This is a genomic window from Glutamicibacter sp. GQ173, assembly GCF_059759215.1.
On the sequence record NZ_JCAXDT010000003.1, the window covers coordinates 183545 to 204150 of the forward strand.

General features: G+C 59.0%; 17 protein-coding genes and 1 pseudogene. 11 read left to right on the forward strand and 7 right to left on the reverse strand.

Features of this window, described 5'->3' with window-relative positions; genetic code table 11:
* Positions 1-38 precede the first annotated feature (38 nt).
* Entirely contained in the window at positions 39-593 is a 555-nt protein-coding gene (locus AC6CHO_RS06860) for a helix-turn-helix domain-containing protein (RefSeq protein WP_498214287.1), read from the reverse strand.
* A 32-nt stretch (positions 594-625) separates the two neighbouring features.
* Here AC6CHO_RS06860 and AC6CHO_RS06865 point away from each other — a divergent pair, with 32 nt between their 5' ends.
* The 4 genes from AC6CHO_RS06865 to AC6CHO_RS06880 all read left to right on the forward strand — a co-directional run bounded on the left by AC6CHO_RS06865 (position 626) and on the right by AC6CHO_RS06880 (position 5164).
* The gene (locus AC6CHO_RS06865) at positions 626-1549 is read left to right on the forward strand and encodes a DMT family transporter (RefSeq protein ID WP_498214288.1); all 924 of its coding nucleotides are present in this window, start codon (positions 626-628) and stop codon (positions 1547-1549) included.
* Between the two features lie 322 nt (positions 1550-1871).
* Positions 1872-2537 (forward strand): TetR family transcriptional regulator, encoded by a 666-nt coding sequence (locus AC6CHO_RS06870; RefSeq protein WP_498214289.1) that lies wholly within the window; start codon positions 1872-1874, stop codon positions 2535-2537.
* A gap of 339 nt (positions 2538-2876) precedes the next feature.
* Positions 2877-4238 carry an APC family permease gene (locus AC6CHO_RS06875; RefSeq protein ID WP_498214290.1) on the forward strand — a complete coding sequence of 454 codons (1362 nt, stop codon included), beginning with the start codon at positions 2877-2879 and terminating at the stop codon, positions 4236-4238.
* Between the two features lie 59 nt (positions 4239-4297).
* Positions 4298-5164 (forward strand): alpha/beta hydrolase family protein, encoded by an 867-nt coding sequence (locus AC6CHO_RS06880; RefSeq protein WP_498214291.1) that lies wholly within the window; start codon positions 4298-4300, stop codon positions 5162-5164.
* Here the strand turns inward: AC6CHO_RS06880 and AC6CHO_RS06885 are convergent.
* Entirely contained in the window at positions 5161-5955 is a 795-nt protein-coding gene (locus AC6CHO_RS06885; RefSeq protein ID WP_498214292.1) for a carbon-nitrogen hydrolase family protein, read from the reverse strand. The two genes, AC6CHO_RS06880 and AC6CHO_RS06885, sit on opposite strands and share 4 nt — an antisense overlap.
* Positions 5952-6920 (reverse strand): aldo/keto reductase, encoded by a 969-nt coding sequence (locus AC6CHO_RS06890; RefSeq protein ID WP_498214293.1) that lies wholly within the window; start codon positions 6918-6920, stop codon positions 5952-5954. Before AC6CHO_RS06890 ends, AC6CHO_RS06885 begins: the two co-directional genes overlap by 4 nt.
* A 305-nt stretch (positions 6921-7225) precedes the next feature.
* Here AC6CHO_RS06890 and AC6CHO_RS06895 point away from each other — a divergent pair.
* Positions 7226-7312, forward strand: a pseudogene (locus AC6CHO_RS06895) (hypothetical protein); the annotation flags it as partial.
* Positions 7313-7785: 473 nt separating this feature from the next.
* On the opposite strand, the gene AC6CHO_RS06900 reads toward AC6CHO_RS06895, so the two are convergent.
* Positions 7786-8385, reverse strand: coding sequence for a TetR family transcriptional regulator (locus AC6CHO_RS06900; RefSeq protein ID WP_498214294.1), 600 nt, complete (start codon positions 8383-8385; stop codon positions 7786-7788).
* Positions 8386-8466: 81 nt separating this feature from the next.
* Between AC6CHO_RS06900 and AC6CHO_RS06905 the strand changes: the two genes are divergently transcribed.
* Positions 8467-9243, forward strand: a complete 777-nt coding sequence (locus AC6CHO_RS06905; protein WP_498214295.1) for an SDR family NAD(P)-dependent oxidoreductase — start codon at positions 8467-8469, stop codon at positions 9241-9243.
* A gap of 146 nt (positions 9244-9389) precedes the next feature.
* Here the strand turns inward: AC6CHO_RS06905 and AC6CHO_RS06910 are convergent, their stop codons facing one another.
* Positions 9390-10895: a cation:dicarboxylate symporter family transporter gene (locus AC6CHO_RS06910; RefSeq protein ID WP_498214451.1), complete on the reverse strand. Its 1506-nt coding sequence runs from the start codon at positions 10893-10895 to the stop codon at positions 9390-9392.
* A gap of 327 nt (positions 10896-11222) precedes the next feature.
* Here AC6CHO_RS06910 and AC6CHO_RS06915 point away from each other — a divergent pair, with 327 nt between their 5' ends.
* Both AC6CHO_RS06915 and AC6CHO_RS06920 read left to right on the forward strand, forming a co-directional pair.
* Entirely contained in the window at positions 11223-13079 is a 1857-nt protein-coding gene (locus AC6CHO_RS06915; protein ID WP_498214296.1) for an ABC transporter ATP-binding protein, read from the forward strand.
* Positions 13080-13167: 88 nt separating this feature from the next.
* Positions 13168-14418 carry an MFS transporter gene (locus AC6CHO_RS06920; protein WP_498214297.1) on the forward strand — a complete coding sequence of 417 codons (1251 nt, stop codon included), beginning with the start codon at positions 13168-13170 and terminating at the stop codon, positions 14416-14418.
* Here the strand turns inward: AC6CHO_RS06920 and AC6CHO_RS06925 are convergent.
* Entirely contained in the window at positions 14415-15188 is a 774-nt protein-coding gene (locus AC6CHO_RS06925) for an IclR family transcriptional regulator (RefSeq protein ID WP_444661407.1), read from the reverse strand. The two genes, AC6CHO_RS06920 and AC6CHO_RS06925, sit on opposite strands and share 4 nt — an antisense overlap.
* Before the next feature lie 343 nt (positions 15189-15531).
* Here AC6CHO_RS06925 and aceB point away from each other — a divergent pair, with 343 nt between their 5' ends.
* Genes aceB through AC6CHO_RS06940 form a run of 3 tightly spaced genes read left to right on the forward strand, consistent with a single transcriptional unit; the run spans position 15532 to position 19260 of the window.
* The gene (aceB, locus tag AC6CHO_RS06930; protein ID WP_498214298.1) at positions 15532-17163 is read left to right on the forward strand and encodes a malate synthase A; all 1632 of its coding nucleotides are present in this window, start codon (positions 15532-15534) and stop codon (positions 17161-17163) included.
* Positions 17160-18413, forward strand: coding sequence for a DUF6986 family protein (locus tag AC6CHO_RS06935; protein WP_498214299.1), 1254 nt, complete (start codon positions 17160-17162; stop codon positions 18411-18413). Before aceB ends, AC6CHO_RS06935 begins: the two co-directional genes overlap by 4 nt.
* A 10-nt stretch (positions 18414-18423) precedes the next feature.
* Positions 18424-19260, forward strand: coding sequence for a bifunctional allantoicase/(S)-ureidoglycine aminohydrolase (locus AC6CHO_RS06940; protein ID WP_498214300.1), 837 nt, complete (start codon positions 18424-18426; stop codon positions 19258-19260).
* 245 nt (positions 19261-19505) lie between these two features.
* Here the strand turns inward: AC6CHO_RS06940 and AC6CHO_RS06945 are convergent, their stop codons facing one another.
* The gene (locus AC6CHO_RS06945; protein ID WP_498214301.1) at positions 19506-20573 is read right to left on the reverse strand and encodes a CobW family GTP-binding protein; all 1068 of its coding nucleotides are present in this window, start codon (positions 20571-20573) and stop codon (positions 19506-19508) included.
* Positions 20574-20606: the final 33 nt, after the last annotated feature.

Below are 20606 nucleotides of genomic sequence, written 5' to 3' on the forward strand. Positions count from 1 at the left end.
CGGAAGAGCGGAGCCGCGCTGATGGTTTTTTGGATAAATCAGCTCACAACAATTCGGGCGAAGCGCGTCAATTGCTGGCTTTCGTTGATGTACGAAAAGTCCTGGGACGTGGCGAATGCGTAATGCTCACCGGCCGCCCTCAACACCTTCTCTTCTGTGGTTTCGATGCAGAGCTTGCCTTCAAAAACCAGAATCATTTCGGACCAGCCTGCGGGATCCGGCTCACCGACATAGCGTTCTGTTGGTTCCAGTGACCAGCTCAGAAGCTGCGCTTCTTTATTGGCTGGGACGGAAGCCATCAGCGTCGCGACGCTTCGGGGATGCTGCCCCCTCCATACGACCTCGTTGATCGAGGAGCGTGGAGCCGTGGGCTCTGCAACCAAATCGACAAATGTCACGCCTAGGGATTCAGCAAGCCGATCGAGGCCGGTGAGACTGATGTTAGCTTCGCCTGCTTCAAGCTTGATGACTGTGCGTCGGCTTACTCCCGACTGGTCCGCAAGCGTTGCCTGGCTCAGGCCTGTGGCCTGTCGTAGCCGACGAACGTTTCTACTGACGTGGGCCAGAACATCTGTGCTGTCGCTCATTTGCATGTGCACTATTATTCACCATAGGATTGTGCATTATGTTGCACAATGAGTACCGCTGGCGCGTGTTTTCCCGCCAGGAAGCCGTATTGGTTCTTGCCACAGTTGTCTGGGGTGCAACCTTTTTGATCATCCACATTGCTGTGCAGCACAGCGGCCCATGGTTCTTCGTCGGAATGCGGTTTATTACTGCCGGCCTTATCAGCGCCCTGCTATTCGCGCGAGTACTCAAGGGTCTGACTCTGAGGGAAATAGGCGCCGGCTCGGCCATCGGAGTCATGATCTTCTTCGGCTACGGCCTGCAAACCGCCGGCTTGCAGACGCTCAACAGCAGCACCTCGGCCTTCATCTCTGCGCTTTATGTTCCTCTGGTGCCGTTGCTGCAATGGGTTGTCTTCCACAAGAGGCCAGGGCTGCTCACCTGGATTGGCGTGTCACTGGCTTTCATTGGGCTTGTTCTCCTCGCCGACCCCGGCAGTGTCGGTTTCACCTTCGGCACGGGCGAGCTCGTCACGATTATCAGCACATTGCCAATAGCCCTGGAGATCATTCTTATTGGCTGGTTCGCCGGCAAGGTGCATCTTGGGCGCGTCACCGTAGTCCAGCTATTGGTGGCTGGGGCACTCGGGTTTCTGGCGGTTCCTGTCGTCGGTGAGCAGGTCCCCGAGTTCTCGTGGGTGTGGGTCATTGCTTCCGTTGCCCTCGGCGTGGCTAGCTGCATGATCCAGCTCGCGATGAACTGGGCGCAGAAGTCGGTCTCTCCGACGAGGGCCACAATTATCTATGCCGGAGAACCTGTATGGGCAGCGATCATCGGGCGTATCGCCGGAGACCGGCTGCCACCGGTGGCCATCGCCGGCGCGCTGCTCATCGTGGCCGGATCGCTAGCCAGCGAGCTGCGGCCGCGATGCCGAGGCAAGACGGCGACGCCAACAGACGCGCTGGAAGACGCCGGTCAATAACCAACCGGCAGGACATCCGCCGCCGCGCTTTGGGGGATGCTGAGCTCAAATAACGTTGGCCTCGGCCGGTTTGGCGCAAGGTCGACGAATTTGCCGTCCACGTATGTGCCGAGCGCTTCAAGGGAACAAAGGTCTTGGCTAATACGTCTTTCGCTGAGCCGAGCGCGTGTATTGTTCGTGCGCAGGGCGCGGTGTGAGGGGCATGTATCGGCTTACCAATAAATATTAATGATGTTAATTATTATTGAGACTAACGGCGGTTCAATTTGCTGTCCATGGTTTGATGGAGGTTGATTGGACCCAACGAAGCAGGAAGAATCGCATGTCGCAAAGAGTCGCAGGACGTCCCGTAACGCCGATACTTACCCAGCGGGCAATTGTCGCGGCGGCTTTTGCCTTGCTCGATGAGGTTGGGTCAGAAGAGTTTTCCATGGGCCGATTGGCGCGCTCGTTAGGCGTGCGCACGCCAGCGCTCTACAACCACGTTGATAATCGGCAACACTTGGTTAATCTCATGAGGCGCGACATCGTGCGGTCCATTGACCGAAGCATGCTGGCGGATCTGCCGTGGACAGAGGCGCTATTCCACTTCTCGGTTCTTTTCAGGGAAGCGCTCCTGAAAGTGCCCGCAGCGGCGGAACTTATCGTGGCAACTCCGATTTCCGAGGAATCGGAGTCGGGCGTCGTTTATGACGAGATGGGCCGGATCTTGCGACGTGCGGGGGTGGCCATACCACGCATTCTCATGATGATGGTTGCTATCGAGTCGCTGGTTGTTGGCGCCGTGCTCGACATTGTCGCGCCAGGCGCACATGTGACTACAGTGCCAGGAGATGGCGAAGGCGCTGTGCAGAGTAGTCACGGGGAAGTCATGGATCTGGGTGAAAAATACGCCCGGCAAGCGAGAACTACAGTTAGCGATCAGTCGTTTGAATTTGGGCTGCGAGCGATTATTTCGGCCGTTGAGCGTGAAGTGGCCCAGGCCTAGGCCAACGAAACATTCCTTGCTCAATGTTTCCTTCAAATTAATCTTATAAATTTATTCACGCTGGTTTGGCGCCCTAGCCGCCACTGCAATCATTGTGCGTGAGTAAGCTGAATGCCCTAGTCAATCTCGTTCAGCAAGCGGAATAACGGGCTTTCCGCGCCTTGCTCAAACCCGTTCATGTGCTCGAAATGCTGTTGACCAGCGCACCCCGCCCCTTGTTATCGGTGATGATGGTCACTACATTAAGTGAACGATCTTCATTATTTAGTAGCCCTACTTCGACTTGGCAATGCGTCTCGCTCGATTTTCCGTGGCTACGCACTGGCAGGGAGGGTTGCCATGAATCAACTACAACAGAAGCCTGAGACTAGTCCCGATGGTTCTACGCAAATGCACCGAGTTCTAGGACTGCCGAATCTTGTGCTCTTTGGCATGGTGTACATGGTTCCACTGACGATCTTCAGTACCTACGGGATCGTTACAGAAATTACCGGCGGACGCCTGCCGGTGGCCTACGCGATTACCTTGTTGGCGATGCTTTTCACCGCGAGGTCCTATGGTTTGATGTCCCGGGCGTTTCCTGTTGGCGGTTCCGCGTACGTCTACACCCAGAGGTCGTTCGGGGCGAATGTCGGCTTCATGGCAGGCTGGGCCTTGCTGCTGGACTATCTTTTCCTGCCAATGATCAACTACTTGCTTTTGGGGATCTATCTCAACGAATTCTTCCCCGCGGTTCCACCATGGGTGTTCATGCTTGCAGGGATGCTGCTGGTTACGATCCTGAATGTAATAGGCATTGTCTCCGTGGCTAGAACAAACATCGTAATCATTGGCTTCCAGTTCCTATTCATCATCCTGTTCATCGGATTCTCGATTGCGTACTTGCGAGGACAAGGCAGTGTTGACCTGATGGCCCCGCTGCGCGGCACTGGTGATGTATCGGGGTTCGCACCACTTGCTGCGGGGGCAGCCATTCTCTGTCTTTCATTCCTGGGTTTCGATTCGATCACCACATTCGCTGAAGAAGCACGCAACCCCAAGCGGGATCTGCCGCGTGCCATTCTTCTGACAACGCTGATCTGCGGACTCTTGTTCATTGCCCTGGCCTATATCTCGCACTTGGTCTACCCGTCGCACCAATTTGAGAATGCCGATTCTGCATCTATTCAAGTGGTGTTTACTGCAGGCGGGCAGTTCCTATCAATCTTCTTCACTGCGGGCTTCATCTGCGGGGCCATTGGGTCAGCGCTGGTATCGCAGGCTTCGGTTTCGAGAATCCTCTTTAGCATGGGCCGTGACGGCGTGCTGCCGAAGAGGGTCTTCGGCTATTTGCATCCCCGGTTCAAGACGCCCACCTTCGCGATTATCATCGTCTCCATCATTTCCCTGACGTCGCTATTTGCCAGCCTTGAAATGGTTTCCGCTATGATCAGCTTCGGCGCGCTTGTCGCTTTCTCGGCGGTCAATCTTGCGGTGATCAAGTACTTCTTCCTTGCTCACCGCCAACGTGGAGCAGCGGCAGCATTCAATTACTTGGTTCTACCATTGATTGGCCTGGTTCTGACTATCTGGCTGTGGACAAGCTTGAGCGCGCTGTCGCTTGTCATAGGGATTGTTTGGATTGTTATTGGTCTGGCATATCTCGCATATGTCACCGGTGGCTTCAGGCGAAGCGCGCCAATGCTCGACCTCGCTGAATAACTGGACAATCGCCCCCGAGGACTATTTACTGGTCAGTAACATCCGCATAGGACGGCCCTATGTTGACCCAGAACATCACCAGTGAAGTTGTCAGTGTCCTTGTGACTGCACGAGATAGCGTGCAAGCTACAGTGTTCAAGCCTGGCGGCGACATTACTGGCGTCTTGGTGGTTCATTCGGCAACAGCAACACCGCAAGGTTTCTATCGTGCCTTTGCTCAGAATGCAGCGGACAGAGGACTTGTGGCTATCACCTACGACTACCGGGGAACCGGGCTCTCGGGTTCGCCAAAATCTCATCATGAGATCAAGATGCGCGACTGGATTCAGCGCGACATTCCCGCGGTCGCCCAGTGGGCGGCTGAACGCTATCCAGATCTGCCGCACTACGCCATTGGGCACAGCGTTGGTGGGCACGGGCTGGTGCTCAATTACGGAACGGCCAACCTCAAAGCTCTTGCCATCGCGGCCAGCCATGTCGCAGCATTACGCAGTATCTCCCCATGGACCGAGCGTCTGCGAGTGATCGCTGTCCTGAACATTCTGGGCCCAATTCTTAGCCGCCTTTGCGGTTATATGCCTGGACAGAAGTTGGGGCTTGGTGAGGACATTCCGCGCGCGGCGATGTTGGATTGGAGCAGCTGGACACTACGAAAGAGTTACTTTTTCGATGACCCCAGCATGCAAGCCAGGCGAAAGGCCGAAGATCTGCGAGTGCCCATGCTTGCGGTCGGTGCCAGTGACGATTTGTGGGCATCTGAGAAGCAGATGGACTTGCTGGCCGAACATGTTACCGGGGCACCGGTGGAACGCCGCACCTACACGCCTCAAGAGATCGGGGCCACGAGCATTGGCCACCATGGCTTGATGCGACGCGGTGTTGGAGAACCGGTGTGGAACGACATTCTGAATTGGCTGACTCGTTAAAGGTCCACGGTATTAGCTAGCACCGGCAGTTGCTGTCGTGCTTTTTCAACCAAGGCCAAATCTAGGTCCACCACGAGCAATTCGGGCTCAGAGCCGGCCTGGGCAAGGATTCGGCCTAGTGGATCCACTGCGACAGAATGCCCTATTCCCAATGGGGCGGTGCCTGACACTTGCTGTCCAATGCTTTCCGGATCAGCCTGGCCCACTGCCAAAACAAAGGTGGTCGAATCCAAGGCGCGAGCCTTGGCCAGGGTAGTCCACTGTTCAACTTTGCCTTCGCCTGCACCCCATGATGCGCAGACGATGTTCACGATTGCACCGGAATTGGCATGGTGGATAAAGAGCTGTGGAAAACGGAGGTCGTAGCAGGTGGCCACGCCGAGAGCCTGTCCCTGATGCGAAAACTGTACCGGAGCATCTCCCGGGGTCACCGAGTCGGATTCGGCATAGCCGAAAGCGTCGTACAGGTGGATCTTGTCGTAGTGGGCATCGGCCTCAGGCCCCGCGATCAGCAGCGTATTGCGAACCTTTCCCTCTTCTCCCGGAGTGAACATTCCGGCGATGATGGTGATGCCGATGTCCCGTGCTTGCTGGCGGACCAGCGAAGCCCACGGCCCATCTAAAGTCTGAGCTGCCTGAGCTAGATCATGTCCAAAGGCTATCTGCATGGCTTCCGGGAAGATCACGAGTGAGGCGCCCGACTCTTTGGCCTGCTTGGCATGATCTCTCACGATCACCAGATTGCGTTGCGGATCCGAGGTGCTCAGCACTTGGGCCAGGGCAATTTTCATGAGGCGCGCCCTTCTTCAACCATCTGTAGTTCTTCGCGTCCCTTGGATACAGACAAGATGTCGGCTTGGCGTTCGCCGTCGACTCGATCAGCCAACGCGTTCAGCGTGGCCATTGAGTCCGCCGAAAGCCGGACATCCAAGGACCTCAGATTGTCATCGAAGTGGGCGCGGAAGCGGGTTCCCGGGATCGGCGAGACCTCGACGTTCTGGATTCGGGCCTGCTCATAAACCCAAGCCAGCGAGAGCTGGGCGGTGGTAATACCTTCACGCCGCGCAGTTTCCTCGATGATTGCGCGCAGCGGACGATTATTCTGCATTCGGGCATCTTCGAAACGCGGGAAGTTCCGGCGGACGTCGGTCGCATCCAGCTGATCCAGTGAATCAACCTCTCCGGTGAAGTAACCGCGGCCCAGGGATGCGTAGCTGACCAGTCCCACGCCGAGCTCGCTGGCTACCGGTAGCAACCAGCGTTCGATGTCGCGGCTGAAAATGGAGTACTCCATTTGAATGGCGGTGATCGGGTGCACCTTGTGCGCGCGGCGCAATTCATCGGCGGTCACTTCGGACAATCCGATATGGCTTACTTTGCCGGCGTCGACCAGTTCCTTGTAGGCGCCGACGGTATCTTCAATTGGCACCCTGCTATCGACTCGGTGGTAGTAGTACAGGTCGATATGTTCCACGCCCAGGCGATTCAGGCTTTCGTCGAGGCATTCTTTGATGAAAGCGGGGGAGCCATTGGCGCGCGGGTCACCCGAATTCTTGGGTCGGACAATCCCGGCTTTGGTTGCCAGGGTGACTTCGTTGCGGCGGGTCTTGAGCACCTCGGCGAGCAGGCTTTCGTTGTGCCCGGCGCCGTAGATGTTCGCGGTATCCAAGAAGGTGACGCCGGAATCGATCACATGGTTCACGGTGCGCAGGGATTCTGCATCATCAGCAGCTCCATAGGCGCTGCTCAAGGACATGCATCCAAACCCCTGTTTGGTGACCTTTAACCCCTGGCCAAGTTTGATGCTGTTTATGCTTCCTTGCTGTCCCATGCCCGTCCTTCGTATCGAATTTGCTGCCCGCTCTTGAGCCTACCGAAGTGGTGGGTGGTGGGCATCAATATCGGGCAATTATTGAGTATCGTGAATCGGCAACGATGCGACACGCCTGCCGGTTTTATCGTTTGATCAGGTCAAAGAGACGGAGTCGCATTATTGGATGGTGATCTCAGAGTAAAATTCTTGCCATGGGCAGCGTAGTGCGCGATCGGGTGCGCGAGAAGATGAAAACCGAGCTGGCGCAGCAGGTGTATGCCGTTTTTGCCGAGCGCGGGTTGGAGAACGTCACGGCCCAGCAGGCGGCCCAGGCTGTTGGCATTTCCCGTGCGACATTCTTCAGGTATTTCTCTTCAAAAGAAGACGCCGTGGTGACCGCATTGCGGTCCATGAATATGCACTTCTCCCAGATGCTCGAATCCATGGCATCGAATCCCAGCGAGAGTTTGCTCGAGCTGTTGCGCCGAAGTTTAGAGCCAACCGTTGTGGCTGCTGACCAGGACCCTGGCACTATGCGCTCGCGAGTTCAATTGGTTTGGAGCACCCCTGCGCTGCGGGCCAGCTGGCAGGATTCGCGCAGGGAGCAACAGGCTGCGTTGGCGCACGCGCTGCATCCCTTTTGTGCCAACCCCCGATTGGCCGATACCTCCGCGTTGCTGGCGCTGACCCTCTATGACCACGCCCTGGTCAGATGGATCGAATCGCAGGATGAAACCCTGCGCGAAATCCTCGATGAGGTTTTCGACTTTGCGGCCATGATTGATGACCGCTGGACCGCCGGCACCTCCTAGTCGCACCCCTGTGGCATCCGGAGAACCTGTACGGCGTTGGCCAGAAAAGGAGATGGATCTGGCTGGGTGGACTGTGCCCAGCGGACGCATGCAGTGAAAAGAACTGAGCCGAAAGCTATGGTCAGGTATTCGGCTTGCTCTTCGTTCACTCCATGTTCCATGAAGAACCGTTTGGTTCGTTCCCGATCCGGAGACATGCGCAGTGACGCTTGCGAGAGCAGTTCAGGCTGCTCTGCGATCAAGCGCAGCCGTCCACGCGCAACTTCCAAGTCAGGCAAGGACTTCAAGGCAGTCAGCGTGGCCTTGTACAGGGACTCGATCAGGCCCAGCCCGGTTTGCCGCCCGGTGTTCAGGGCGGCTTCGGAAACCGAAATTGCCTCCAGCGCCCCACCCCACACGAGATCGGCCTTGGACGAGAAATACCGGTACAGGCTCTTGCGCCCAATTCCAGAGGCTTCCGCGATCTGGGCCATTGAAACCTGGGCATAGCCATGTTGATCAAACAATTCCAAGGCAATCCTGGCCACGCCATCCGGGTCGATGGATTGGGGCCGCCCGGAGAGGCGCGGGGAAGTGGAAGTTTTGCTGTCCGGCATATCTCAAGTATGGGCCATTGAATTATGACACTGTGAGTCATAAGCTGTTCGTGACAGTTGCGTAGCAGATGGGGGCGTGGGATGAGCACGGAAAATACTTGGCAGGAACGGATCGCAGCAGGACGGTTCGCCGGCAAAACGATCGTCGTTACCGGAGCTGGATCTGGAATTGGCAAGGCCACGGCACTGCGCGTGGCCAAAGAAGGCGGCAAAGTTATTGCCGCTGACATCAGCGCTGGCAGGCTGGAACAGCTGGTGGCTGAGAATCCCGGGTTGGACTTGGTTGTTGTGACTGGCGATATCACCGAGCAAGAGGTCGCTGACCGCGTTGTTGCCGCTGGCGAAGGAAAAATCGACGGCTTGGCAAACGTCGCGGGCATCATGGACAAGTTCGAGCCTATCCATGAAGTTGAGGATGCGACCTGGGAGCGGGTCTTCAACGTGAACGTCAATTCCATCTTGAAGCTAACTCGCAGTGTTCTGCCGCTGATGCTAGACGCGGGTCATGGAGCTGTAGTCAACGTTGCCTCCGAGGCTGGACTGCGCGGCTCGGCTGCGGGAGTCGCCTACACGGCATCCAAGCACGCGGTGATCGGAATGACGAAGAACTCGGCAGTTATGTATGCCAAGAAGGGGATGCGGTTCAACGCTGTTGCCCCGGGCGCAGTGCAGACAAGTATCGAGGCGCCGATGGATTCGGTATTCGCCCAAGAAGCCATTGGCCCGCTCATGAGCATCATTCCGGGGCTGGCCACCGCTAGCCAGCTGGCCGCGTCCATAACCTTCCTGCTCAGCGAGGACAGCACCAACATTAATGGCGTGGTGGTGGCTTCCGATGGCGGGTGGAGCGCAATCTAGGCGCACTCGCGGCAACTGCGGCCACTGAAAACAGTCAGGTCGAAGTTGCGTTAAAAGGCTGGCCGGCCAGCGGAAAGGGATAACCTTTCGCCGCTGGCCGACCAGCCTCTCTTCTTTTATGAAGTCTTGTCACAACCGGTTGAGGATCATGGCTTCGACTGCGCTGCGACCTGTGATGAATCTTCGTCCGGTGTTGCCGAAGCCGCTTCGGTTGCCGGTTGCATGTCGATTCGTGGCAAGGCATCCGGAGTCGGCCCTCCGCCGAACTTCGGCGATGGAGCGTTTCCTCCGGCCAGGCGTTCGGCTTCCATCGCCTCCCATTCCGCATCGCGTCCCAGCATGCGGGCGGTATCTTCATTGGTGATCTCGCCTGCGAAGGCACGCTTCATTGTTTCGCGGTCGAACTGCCCTTCCCATTTGGCAACCACAAAAGTTGCCACGCAGTTGCCGAGCAGGTTTACGGCAACGCGCATGGAATCCATGATGCGGTCCGCTCCCAGCAGCAATGCCACGCCTGCGACCGGGAAGATGCCCAAGGCAGCTGCGGTGGCCGACAGTGCCAGGAAGGATGAGCCCGGAACGCCTGCCATGCCCTTGGAGGTCAGCAGGAGGACACCGAGTGCTGCCAGCTGCTGGCCGAAGCTCAGGTCATGTCCAAAAGCCTGGGCCAAGAAGAGCAGGGAAATCGACAGGTAGATTGCTGCGCCATCAAGGTTGAAGGAATACCCGGTAGGTACAACCAGCCCGGTTGTGGCGCGGGAGCAACCTGCGTTGGTCAGCTTGGTCATGATGCGAGGCATCACGGATTCAGTCGACGCGGTGCCCAGCGCGAGAAGGAATTCTTCGCGGGTGTATTTGATGAATTGCCACAGCGGGACTCGGACAAAGATCCATGCCACCAGGAACAAGATGCCGATGAACAAAATGGCAGCCGCGTAGCAGGCGAGAATCAGCTTTGCGTAGGTACCCAGGGTTTCAATGCCGTACTGGCCGATGATGAATCCCATGGCGCCGAACGCGCCCAAGGGAGCGACGCGCATTACCCAGCTCATCACCTTGAAGATCAGTTCCAGGATATTTTCGAATACTGCCAGCAATGGCGCACAGCGTTCTTGGCCGACCACGACAATGGCTGCACCGAAGAAGACCGAGAAGAACAGGACCTGCAGCAGGTTGTTCTCGGCGAAGGCGCCTATGACGCTCACCGGAATGATCCCCAGAATGAAGTCCGCTGCGCCCTTGGGTTCCCCGGATTTTTCTTCTAGGGCAGTCGTATCCAAAGTGGAAGGGTCGATGTTAAGTCCAGCCCCGGGCTGGGTGAGGTTGGCAACGATCAGTCCGAAGATCAATGCGAAGACGGTGGCGCAGGTGAAGTACAACAGGGCTTTGACCCCGACTCGGCCAACAGCTTTCACGTCGCCTACGGCCGCGATGCCGGTCACGATCACGAGGAAGATCAGCGGGGCGATGATCATCTTGATCAACATGATGAACCCATCACCCAATGGGCGAAGTTCTGATCCTACTTTTGGAAGGAAATGCCCAATCAATACGCCAGCTGCAATAGCAATGCCGAGTTGGAAAAACAACGACGTGTAGAAGGGTTTTTTAGCTGACGTTTCTTGGAAGTTCAAGTCGTCGGGCGATTTCATTTTCATGGCTGCTCCTGAGGGAAGTCTCACTCCGAGGTATGTGCCTGAGTGGTGGATGCTGTCAACTGTAAGTCAGATCACAAGATTCCGCAATGAAAAATTGAAATTCCGCAATTCGGAATGAATAGCTTCTGGATCGTGGAAGTGAAGGAGGCGGAATGAGGCCGGACATGCATCGAACGAGCCAGAGTGAGGCGCTGGCAAGGCCCTTCTTGGTCTGCCTTGCAAAAATAAGCTCACCCTACCTAGAAGTTGCAGAAGAGTTGCTGGGAAACTAGGCAAGGTGGAACCCACCGAATCCCCGAGCAGGATTGCGAGCAAATATTCATGAGCATGGAAAGCGCCGCTTGGCATTCGCTATGGAAATTATCTGGCGACAAAGGCAAAGCCTACGCCGCAACCACGCCCAAGCGGGTCCTGAAATTTGCAGCGGAGTATAAAACCCGGCTCCTGATCTTTGTTCTCTTCTCGGTGGTCGCCGCCGTGCTTGCTGTCGTGACTCCGGTGCTCGCTGGGCGGGTTGTTGACGAGATCGTGGCGCAGTCCGGAGTGCGCGCCATTGCCAATCTGGCCATCATCATGGCAGTGATTGCGGTGTTGGATGCCATTACTTCCGTGATTGTTCGCTGGTTCTCCTCTCGGCTTGGCGAAGGCATCATCTACGACTTGCGCACTGCGGTCTTCGACCATGTCCAGAAAATGCCTGTCGCCTTCTTTGCGCGTACCAGAACCGGCGCCCTGGTCAGCCGGCTGAACAACGATGTCATCGGCGCCCAATCGGCTTTCGCGGGTACGCTTTCTGGATTGGTCTCCAACACGGTGGCCTTGATCCTCACCGCGGCCGTCATGTTCACCACCTCATGGCAGGTGACCCTCATTGCGCTGGTGCTTCTGCCTATTTTCCTTCTGCCTGCCCGCCACTTCGGCAAGTCTGTAGCATTGATGCGCCGTGAGTCCGCGGAATTGAACGCAAGCATGGGCAATCAGATGACAGAGCGCTTTTCGGCACCGGGCGCTACGCTGATCAAGCTCTTTGGCAGCCCCAAGGATGAGTCAAGGCAATTCGCCATGCATGCTGGCAGGGTCCGGGATATTGGCGTGAAGATGACCATGCGCCAGTTCTACTTCGTCACCGCACTGACCTTGGTTGCCGCTCTGGCCCTCGCGCTGGTCTACGGGCTGGGCGGAATGTATGCGGTTCGCGGCGAACTGGCTGCCGGTGACGTGGTCACCCTCGGCATGCTGCTGACCCGGCTCTACACTCCGCTGACTGCACTGGCTAACGCCCGGGTGGAAATCACCAGCGCCCTGGTCAGCTTTGACCGCGTCTTTGAGGTCCTGGACTTGGAGCCGCTCATTACTGATGCTCCCGAGGCACGTCGCCTGGAGGCCGGAGCACCCATTCCGGTGAAGTTCGATCATGTGCATTTCTCCTACCCGAGCGCGGAGAAGGTTTCGCTGGCCTCGCTGGAGGAAGTTGCCGTTCTGGATACTCGTGGTGGCGAAGAAGTCCTGCATGATATCAATTTCGAAATCCCAGCAGGGCAGACTTTTGCTCTCGTGGGTTCCTCGGGCGCGGGTAAGTCCACGGTAGCTTCGCTGCTGTCCCGACTCTATGACGTGGACTCGGGAAGCGTTCAATTAGCGGGCGAGGATATCCGCCAGCTCAAGCTGGATTCACTGCGCACCTCAGTTTCGATGGTGACCCAGGACGGCCATCTCTTCCATGAAACCATCCGTTCCAACCTGACTTTGGCGCGGCCCGAGGCCACGGACGAACAAATCTGGGAAGCTTTAGAACGCGCCCGGCTTAAGCCGGTCATTCAATCACTGCCTGATGGCCTGGAAACCGTGGTGGGCGAGCGCGGCTATCGGCTCTCCGGTGGCGAGCGACAGCGCATGACCATCGCTCGCTTGCTGCTGGCTGCTCCCCAGGTGGTCATTCTCGATGAGGCAACCGCTGCCTTGGATTCAGCCAACGAAGCTGCTGTGCAGGCCGCCTTGGCTGAGGCTCTGGAAAACCGCACCGCACTGATCATTGCCCACCGGCTCTCCACCATCCGTTCGGCTGATCAGATCCTCGTGGTGGAGGCCGGCCGAATCATTGAACGTGGAACGCACGCCGAACTGCTTGACCTCGGGGGACGCTACACCCAACTATATGAAACCCAGTTCGCCCAGTAGCGCGGTCGTTGGCCCACTGCGCTCGCGTACTCTGGCGACGGCAGCAAAAACGTCGGCTGCCTAGAGGGTGTAAGGAAGGGCGAGAGAAATGATCGAGCTGACTCGCAGAACGGTTCAGAAAAGAACATTGTGGATCCTTGCAGTCTCCCAGATCTTTGGGACCATCGGAGTGGGCGTCGCCCCGTCCATCGGTATCCTGCTAGCTGAAGAGGCCACCTCCAGCGAAGCCTGGGCGGGCCTTGCCCGCACAGCCAGCACCCTTGGCGCGGCTCTGCTGGGACTGCCTCTAGGCAACCTGGCAGCGCGATTCGGCCGTCGCATTGCCCTGGCTAGCGGTTGGTGGCTGGCGGCCCTCGGCGCCTTGCTGCTGGTTCCCGCGGCCCAGTACCAGCTGGTGATTCCGCTCTTTGCTGGTTTGCTGTTGATTGGTTCGGGGTCGGCCATCAGCTTGCAGGCACGCTTTGCCGCGACGGATCTGGCTGCTGATGACCAGAAGGGGCGCAGCCTGGCCCTGATCGTATGGGTGGGAACCATCGGCACAGTCTTGGGCCCAAATCTAGGCATTCCTGCGCAGCGGATCAGCGACGCGACCGGACTGCACGTCTACGCCGGGGCGTTTCTCATTGCAGGTGTCGCCATGCTGGTTGCTGGCCTGTTGGTATTCCTCCTCATGCGCCCGGACCCCCTATTGCTCAACCGCGAGACTGACCAATTGGCAGGCGCGGCGCTGCCTGTTCGCCATCGAGGCGGCCTCAAGCGCTTTGCCGCCGAGCTGCGCAACAACCAGCGCGCACGCTATGCCGTGGTGGCGATCCTCAGCGCGCAGGTGGTGATGGTGGCCATCATGACGATGACGCCGATTCACGTCACCCATCATGGCGGCTCGGTTTCGCTGGTCGGGGTGACCATCTCGCTGCATATTCTTGGCATGTATGCGCTGGCGCCTTTGGTCGGCTACGTGGCAGACCGCTGGGGCTATCGCCTCTCCATTGCCGTAGGACTGGCGATTCTTGCCGGCTCGCTTCTGGCCGGAGGGTTGCACCCGCAAAACATGGGATGGATCATGGCCAGCCTGATTCTGCTTGGTGTGGGCTGGTCCTTTATCAACGTTGCCGGATCCGCCTTGTTTGCCACGGTGATCAGCAAGCACGACCGCGCCTCGGTGCAGGGCGGTGTCGATGCGCTCTCCAACCTCTGCGGCGCTACAGCTGCTTTTGCAGCCGGCCCTTTGATGGCGCTGAGTTCCTTTTCGACACTGGCCGCCATCGCGGGCATCGTGCTGATTCCCCTGGCGCTGATGACAGCGGTGGCACCAAAAGTTGCTGCCGTGAAAAACTAGTCGGCAGCGGCAACCAGTTGCACGCCGAGTTCCTTGGCTGCTTCTTGCAGCACCGGCACCGCAGACTTGATGAAAGCCTCATCTACGCGGGTGACCGGCCCGGAGACCGAGATGGCCATCGGGGTCGGGGCCCCGGGAACCGGGACGGCGATGCACCGCACGCCCAATTCCTGCTCTTCCTCGTCGATGGAGTAGCCGCGTTCGCGGGTGGCCTCGACATCGGTGAACAGCTTGCCCAGCGTGGTGATGGTGTTGGCGGTCTTCGGCGGCATGCCGGCCTGGGAAACCAGGCGCTGCACGCGCTCATCGTCAAGCACCGAGAGCACGGCCTTGCCGACCCCGGAGTTGTGCAGCATGGCGCGGCGTCCGACTTCGGTGATCATGCGCATCGAGTGCGCAGACTGCACCTGGGCGATGTAGGTGACCATATCGCCATCCAGTACGGCGATGTTGGCTGATTCGCCAAGCTTGGCGACCAGATCCTTGAGTACCGGGGAAGCCAATGCGCCGAGCTGTCGGTTGGCGACTTCACCCAGGCGAATCAAGCGCGGACCCAGGGAATAGCGGCGGTTGGGCAGCTGGCGGACATAGCCGACTCCTACCAAGGTGCGTAGCAGGCGGTGGATCGTCGGCAACGGCAGGGGAGTGTCGGCGGCCAGTTCACTCAGCGCCGCCTCGCCGCCGGCGCGGGCGATGACTTCCAGGAGCTCAAATGCGCGTTCAACGGACTGCACGCCGCCAGTAGTGGACTTGCTGGAAGTCTGCGTCATCTTTTGCTCCTTAGTTAAGGCACTCATTTTGGAAGTAGCTTACGTGTAAGTTCTACGATGCGAAATCCTCGTCTCAACAATAGCCTAAAAACCGGCATTTCTTCCACGATCCGATAATTCATCGACAAAAATCCGTGTATGAGGTTGCAAACACCCCTTGCATTTTCATTTTGAGGATAATAGTATCCACTATACGGAAATCTTTTGGATCGCCGAGATCATGAACTGGCAGCCAATGCCGTCACGGCAGAGCAGGTTGCAGCAAGTCAATTGGGTGCATGTCAAAGCATCCATACATGGAACAGAGCAGTGCAAAAGAGCACAAGAGGTTAAGGAACAACTCATGAGTATTTCAATTACCAGCATCCCTGATGTCGCTGATGCCCAGCAGATCCTCTCCGATGACGCCCTAGCTTTCATCCAGAAGCTGCACCAGAAGTTCGCCGGAACTCGCGACGAGCTGCTGGCCGCCCGGTCGGTGCGCCGCAAGGAATTCTCCGATGCCAAGGCCATCGACTTCGACCCGCAAACCGAATCGGTGCGCACCGGCGACTGGAAAGTCGCTGAAGCTCCAGAAGCTCTGCGCGACCGCCGGGTAGAAATCACCGGTCCGGCCTCTCCGGCCAAGATGGCCATCAACGCCCTGAACTCCGGCGCCAAGGTCTGGCTGGCCGACCTGGAAGACGCTTCCACCCCGAGCTGGTTCAACGTCATTGACGCCATCTCCAACCTCTCGGCTGCCGCCCGCGGAACCTTGGCCTTCACCGATGCCAAGACCGGCAAGTCCTATGAGCTGCGCACTGATGCGCCACGCGCAGTGGTCGTGGTTCGCCCACGCGGCTGGCACATGACGGAAAACAACGTGCTGGTGGACGGCAAGCCTGCCGTCGGCGCCTTGGTGGACTTCGGCCTGCACTTCTTCCACAATGCGAAGCTGCTCGCCGAGTCCGGGCAGGGACCGTTCTACTACCTGCCGAAGATGGAGCACTACCTCGAAGCCCGCCTGTGGAACGAGATCTTCACCTTCGCCCAGGCCGAGCTGGGCATCGCGCACGGCACCGTGCGCGCCACCATGCTCATTGAAACTATTCCAGCTGCATTCCAGATGGAAGAATTCCTCTACGAGCTGCGCGAACACGCCTCGGGCCTGAACGCCGGCCGCTGGGATTACCTGTTCTCCATCATCAAGACCTTCCGCGAAGCCGGCGAGGGGTTCATCATGCCGGACCGCTCCGCAGTCTCGATGACCGCACCGATGATGCGTGCCTACACCGAACTGCTGGTGAAGACCTGCCACAAGCGTGGAGCCTTCGCGATGGGCGGCATGGCCGCAGTCATCCCGAACCGCCGCGAACCAGAAGTCACCGCGGCTGCCTTCGGGAAGGTCCGCGATGACAAGACCCGTGAAGCCAACGACGGGTTCGACGGCTCCTGGGTGGCCCACCCGGATCTGGTGGGCATCTGCAAGGAAGTCTTCGACGCCAAGCTGGGCGAGAAGCCCAACCAGATCGACCGCCAGCGTCCAGAGGTCGAGGTCACCGCAGCCCAGCTGCTCGACGTCTCCAGTGCCCCGGGCGATGTCACCGAAGCCGGCGTGCGTGCCAACCTCTACGTGGCCGTGGCCTACACCGCTGTTTGGCTTTCGGGCAACGGCGCGGTGGCCATCCACAACCTGATGGAAGATGCTGCCACCGCCGAGATCTCCCGTTCGCAGATCTGGCAGCAGATCCGCAATGAGGTGGTGGCTGCCGACACGGGCAACACCATCACCGCAGAATTGGTGTCCACCATTCTGGGCGAAGAGGTGGAACGCCTGCGCGGCGAGGTCGACAATGACGAACACTTCAAGGCCTACTACGAGCCAGCTGCACAGCTGATCGCCACCCTGACCAGCGGCAAGGATGAGGACTTCGCGGACTTCCTCACCACTGGCGCATATGAACTGTTGGAAAAGGAGTACGTGAGCAAGCCATGATCAACCCCTTCGATGAGTCCACGCTGGACAGCGTAGAAACGCTGCTGGCCGGCACAGACCAGTTGCTGGAACAGTCCTACCCGGGCGATTCCGGGGCACGCCAGCCCATCCATACCGTGTATGTTCCGGGCGACAAGTACACCCCCGACCTGCCTGCGGCCTGGGGCCGGAACGCCATTGCGGCTGCCGGCGGCCTCATGGGCTTGTCCGCCTTGGCGGCCAAGCTGAACCTGGCCGAGCCGCAGCGCCTGGCCGAGCTGGTGGCCGACAAGCTGGCCAGCGAACCCATCGAAGACTTGCGCATCGACTTTGAAGACGGCTTCGGCAATCGCAGCGATGCCGAGGAGGACGCAGCCGTGCTGGCCGCGGCCGACTCGCTCGCTGCGGCCGTGGCCGCCAACAAGGCTCCCTCCTTCATCGGCATCCGCTTCAAATGCTTCGAAGCACCGACCAGGGCCCGTGGCATCCGCACCCTGGGGCTGTTTATTTCGCAGCTACTTTCCCATGGGCAACTGCCTGCTGGCTTGCGCCTGACCCTGCCCAAGGTCACCACCGTGGACCAGGTCAAGGCCATGGTGCTGCTCGCCGAAGAGCTGGAGCAGGCGCACGGACTTGAAACGGGCAAGATCCGCTTCGAAGTCCAGGTCGAGACCCCGCAGGTGATCATCGCCGCCGACGGCACCCATCCCGTGGCCCAGCTGATCCACGCAGGCCAAGGCCGGGTATCTTCCCTGCACTACGGGACCTACGACTACTCCGCCTCGCTGGGTGTGGCCGCCGGCTATCAGTCCATGGAACACCCGGTGGCTGACTACGCCAAGGACGTCATGCAGGTAGCTGTTGCCGGCACCGGAGTTGAGCTATCCGATGGCTCGACCAATATCATCCCCGCTGGCGACCCGGAAAATATGGCCGAGGCCTGGGCGCTGCACGCCCGGCTGGTCTCCCGCCACCTGGCCCGCGGCATCTACCAGGGCTGGGACCTGCACGAAAACCAGTTGCCCACCCGCTATCTGGCCACCTTCGCATTCTTCCGCGAGGGCTTGCAAGCGGCCGGCACCCGACTGCGCAACTACGTCCACCAGATCAGCTCCACGATCATGGATGAGCCCGCCACCGCCCGGGCCCTTGCCCGCTACATCCACCGCGGGGTCACCTGTGGTGCGGTGAGCGCCGAGGAAGTCGCCGAACTAGCCCAGATCACCCTGTCCGAACTCGAAGCGATCGCGCTGAATCGCTCCCACGCCTAAGGATCCTGTCATGACTGTTCCAGCAATCCAGAACTCCTCATCCTATTTCGCGAACTTCGGCGGGCACCCGCCGCAGAGCGATCTGCTCACCGACCGCGCCATCGTCACCGAGGCCTACACGGTCATCCCCAAGGGCGTGCTGCGCGACATCGTCACCAGCGTCTTCCCCGAGTGGACCAACACCCGCGCCTGGGTTCTGAACCGCCCGGTCGCCGGCGGTGCCACCACCTTCGCCCAGTCCATTGTTGAAGTTGCCCCAGGCGGCGGATCCACCAAGCCGGAGCCGCAGGCAGAAGTCCAGGGCTTCATCTTCGTGCTCGCCGGCCAGCTGACCGTGGTCATCGAAGGCACCGAGCATGTGCTCGAAGACGGCGGCTTCGCCTACCTGCCAGCAGGGGCCACCTGGTCGGCACGCAATGACGGCACCGAGCTCACCAGCTTCCACTGGCTGCGCAAGCGCTACGAGCCACTGGCCGGCGTGGATGCCCCGGGCCCAGTGGTTGGCAACGAGCGGGACGTCGAGCCCGGTGCCATGCCAGGCACCGATGGCAAATGGCGCACCACCCGCATGCTCGACCCGAACGATGTGGCCTTCGACTTCGGCGTGAACATCGTGACCTTCGAGCCGGGCGCATCCATCCCATTCGCCGAAACCCACGTCATGGAGCACGGCCTGTACGTGCTTGAGGGCAAGGGCGTGTACCGCCTGAACGGCGACTGGGTTGAGGTTGAGGCCGGGGACTACATGTCCCTGCGCGCCTTCTGCCCGCAGGCTTGCTACGCCGGCGGCCCGGACAACTTCCGCTACCTGCTCTACAAGGACCAGAACCGCCAGATCGCGTTGTAAGCTGGCGCGACAATAATCTTCCGGGGCCAGTACCCGCGCAACCCGCCGCATTGCCGGCACGCCTTATCCGATTCACTGTCCGAGTGATGTTTCATCTTTACCAGGACATGGCGGGCCGGTGCAACGGGATTTGCGCAGGTGCTGGCCCCGGTTTTATTTGACCACAATTACAATCAGTCCGAATTAATGCCGGTAAGCACTCGGTTTCTGAAATCGCCGGCTGCTCATCAACTACAATTCCGCGCTCAACTAGTCACAGATTCGTCGTCGTCGATCAGCACGTCTTGACGCTGTTCAGCGGGTGAACTGAGGATCAAGCGACGCTCAAGACGCGTGAGACTTTGCGAGGTCGGTTCTGCGAGGGCTGGTTGCAACGAAGTGCGCAAGCGATCACCGACCCGTTGCTCATCCAGCTCGACTCCAACTGCGACTAGAGCGTCATCGGGAGGGTCAGAACCTGGTGTGGCCAACTGAAGATGTGGTTGCCTTCCGACCATGTTGACCAGAAAGCGTTGCGTGCCGCGACCGGTCCGCAATTTTACGTGGCCCTTGAGCCGGTAAGCGTCTGCCGGCGGGTTCTCGAGAAGATCCAGCAGAGCTCCCGGATCTGCTGGCTCGGGGCAGAGCACGGTGACTGCGTGGGCATGCGGCGCATGGCTGTGGTCATGTTCGGCCCGTGAAGCAGCGGCCAGCGGAAGCTCATCCGACGGATCTTCATTCATGGCGATATCAAAGACCAGCTGAGGATCTATGGCGGCGTGCGAAGCGGGAACGATGGCCACCTGCGGGTTCGTCTCGCGGACCCTGTCGCTGATCCGCGCGAAGGTCGCGTCCCTTGCCTTTTCCGGGAGCATATCCAGCTTGTTGACCACCACGAGGCTGGCCGCGGTGAAGCGGGCAGGCGCCATGGCCGCGGTGTCCACCGTATGTTCGTGCTGCACCGCGTCGATGACATCGATGATGCCTCCAGGGCGCACCCCGGGCGCGTTTCCGTAGCGCAGGAGCCGATCCACATTGATCGGATCGGCGGCGCCGCTGGCTTCAACGATGATTGCGTCCAAGCGGAGCTTTGGCTGGGCCAGCTTTTCCAGCAGCTCGTCCAGCCCGCCACTGTCCGGAAGGCAGCACACACAGCCGCCGGCAATGGATTCGGCGGCATCAATCTGCCCGGTGATCAGGCCGGTATCAACATTGATCTTGCCGATATCGTTGATGATCACGCCAACTCGGGTTCCCGGACGGGTCAACAAGCCATTGAGCAGACTGGTTTTGCCCGCGCCGAGATATCCGGTGAGCACAATAACGGGGATCAAGACCGGTTCCTTTTCAGCTGGACGAGCGGGCCA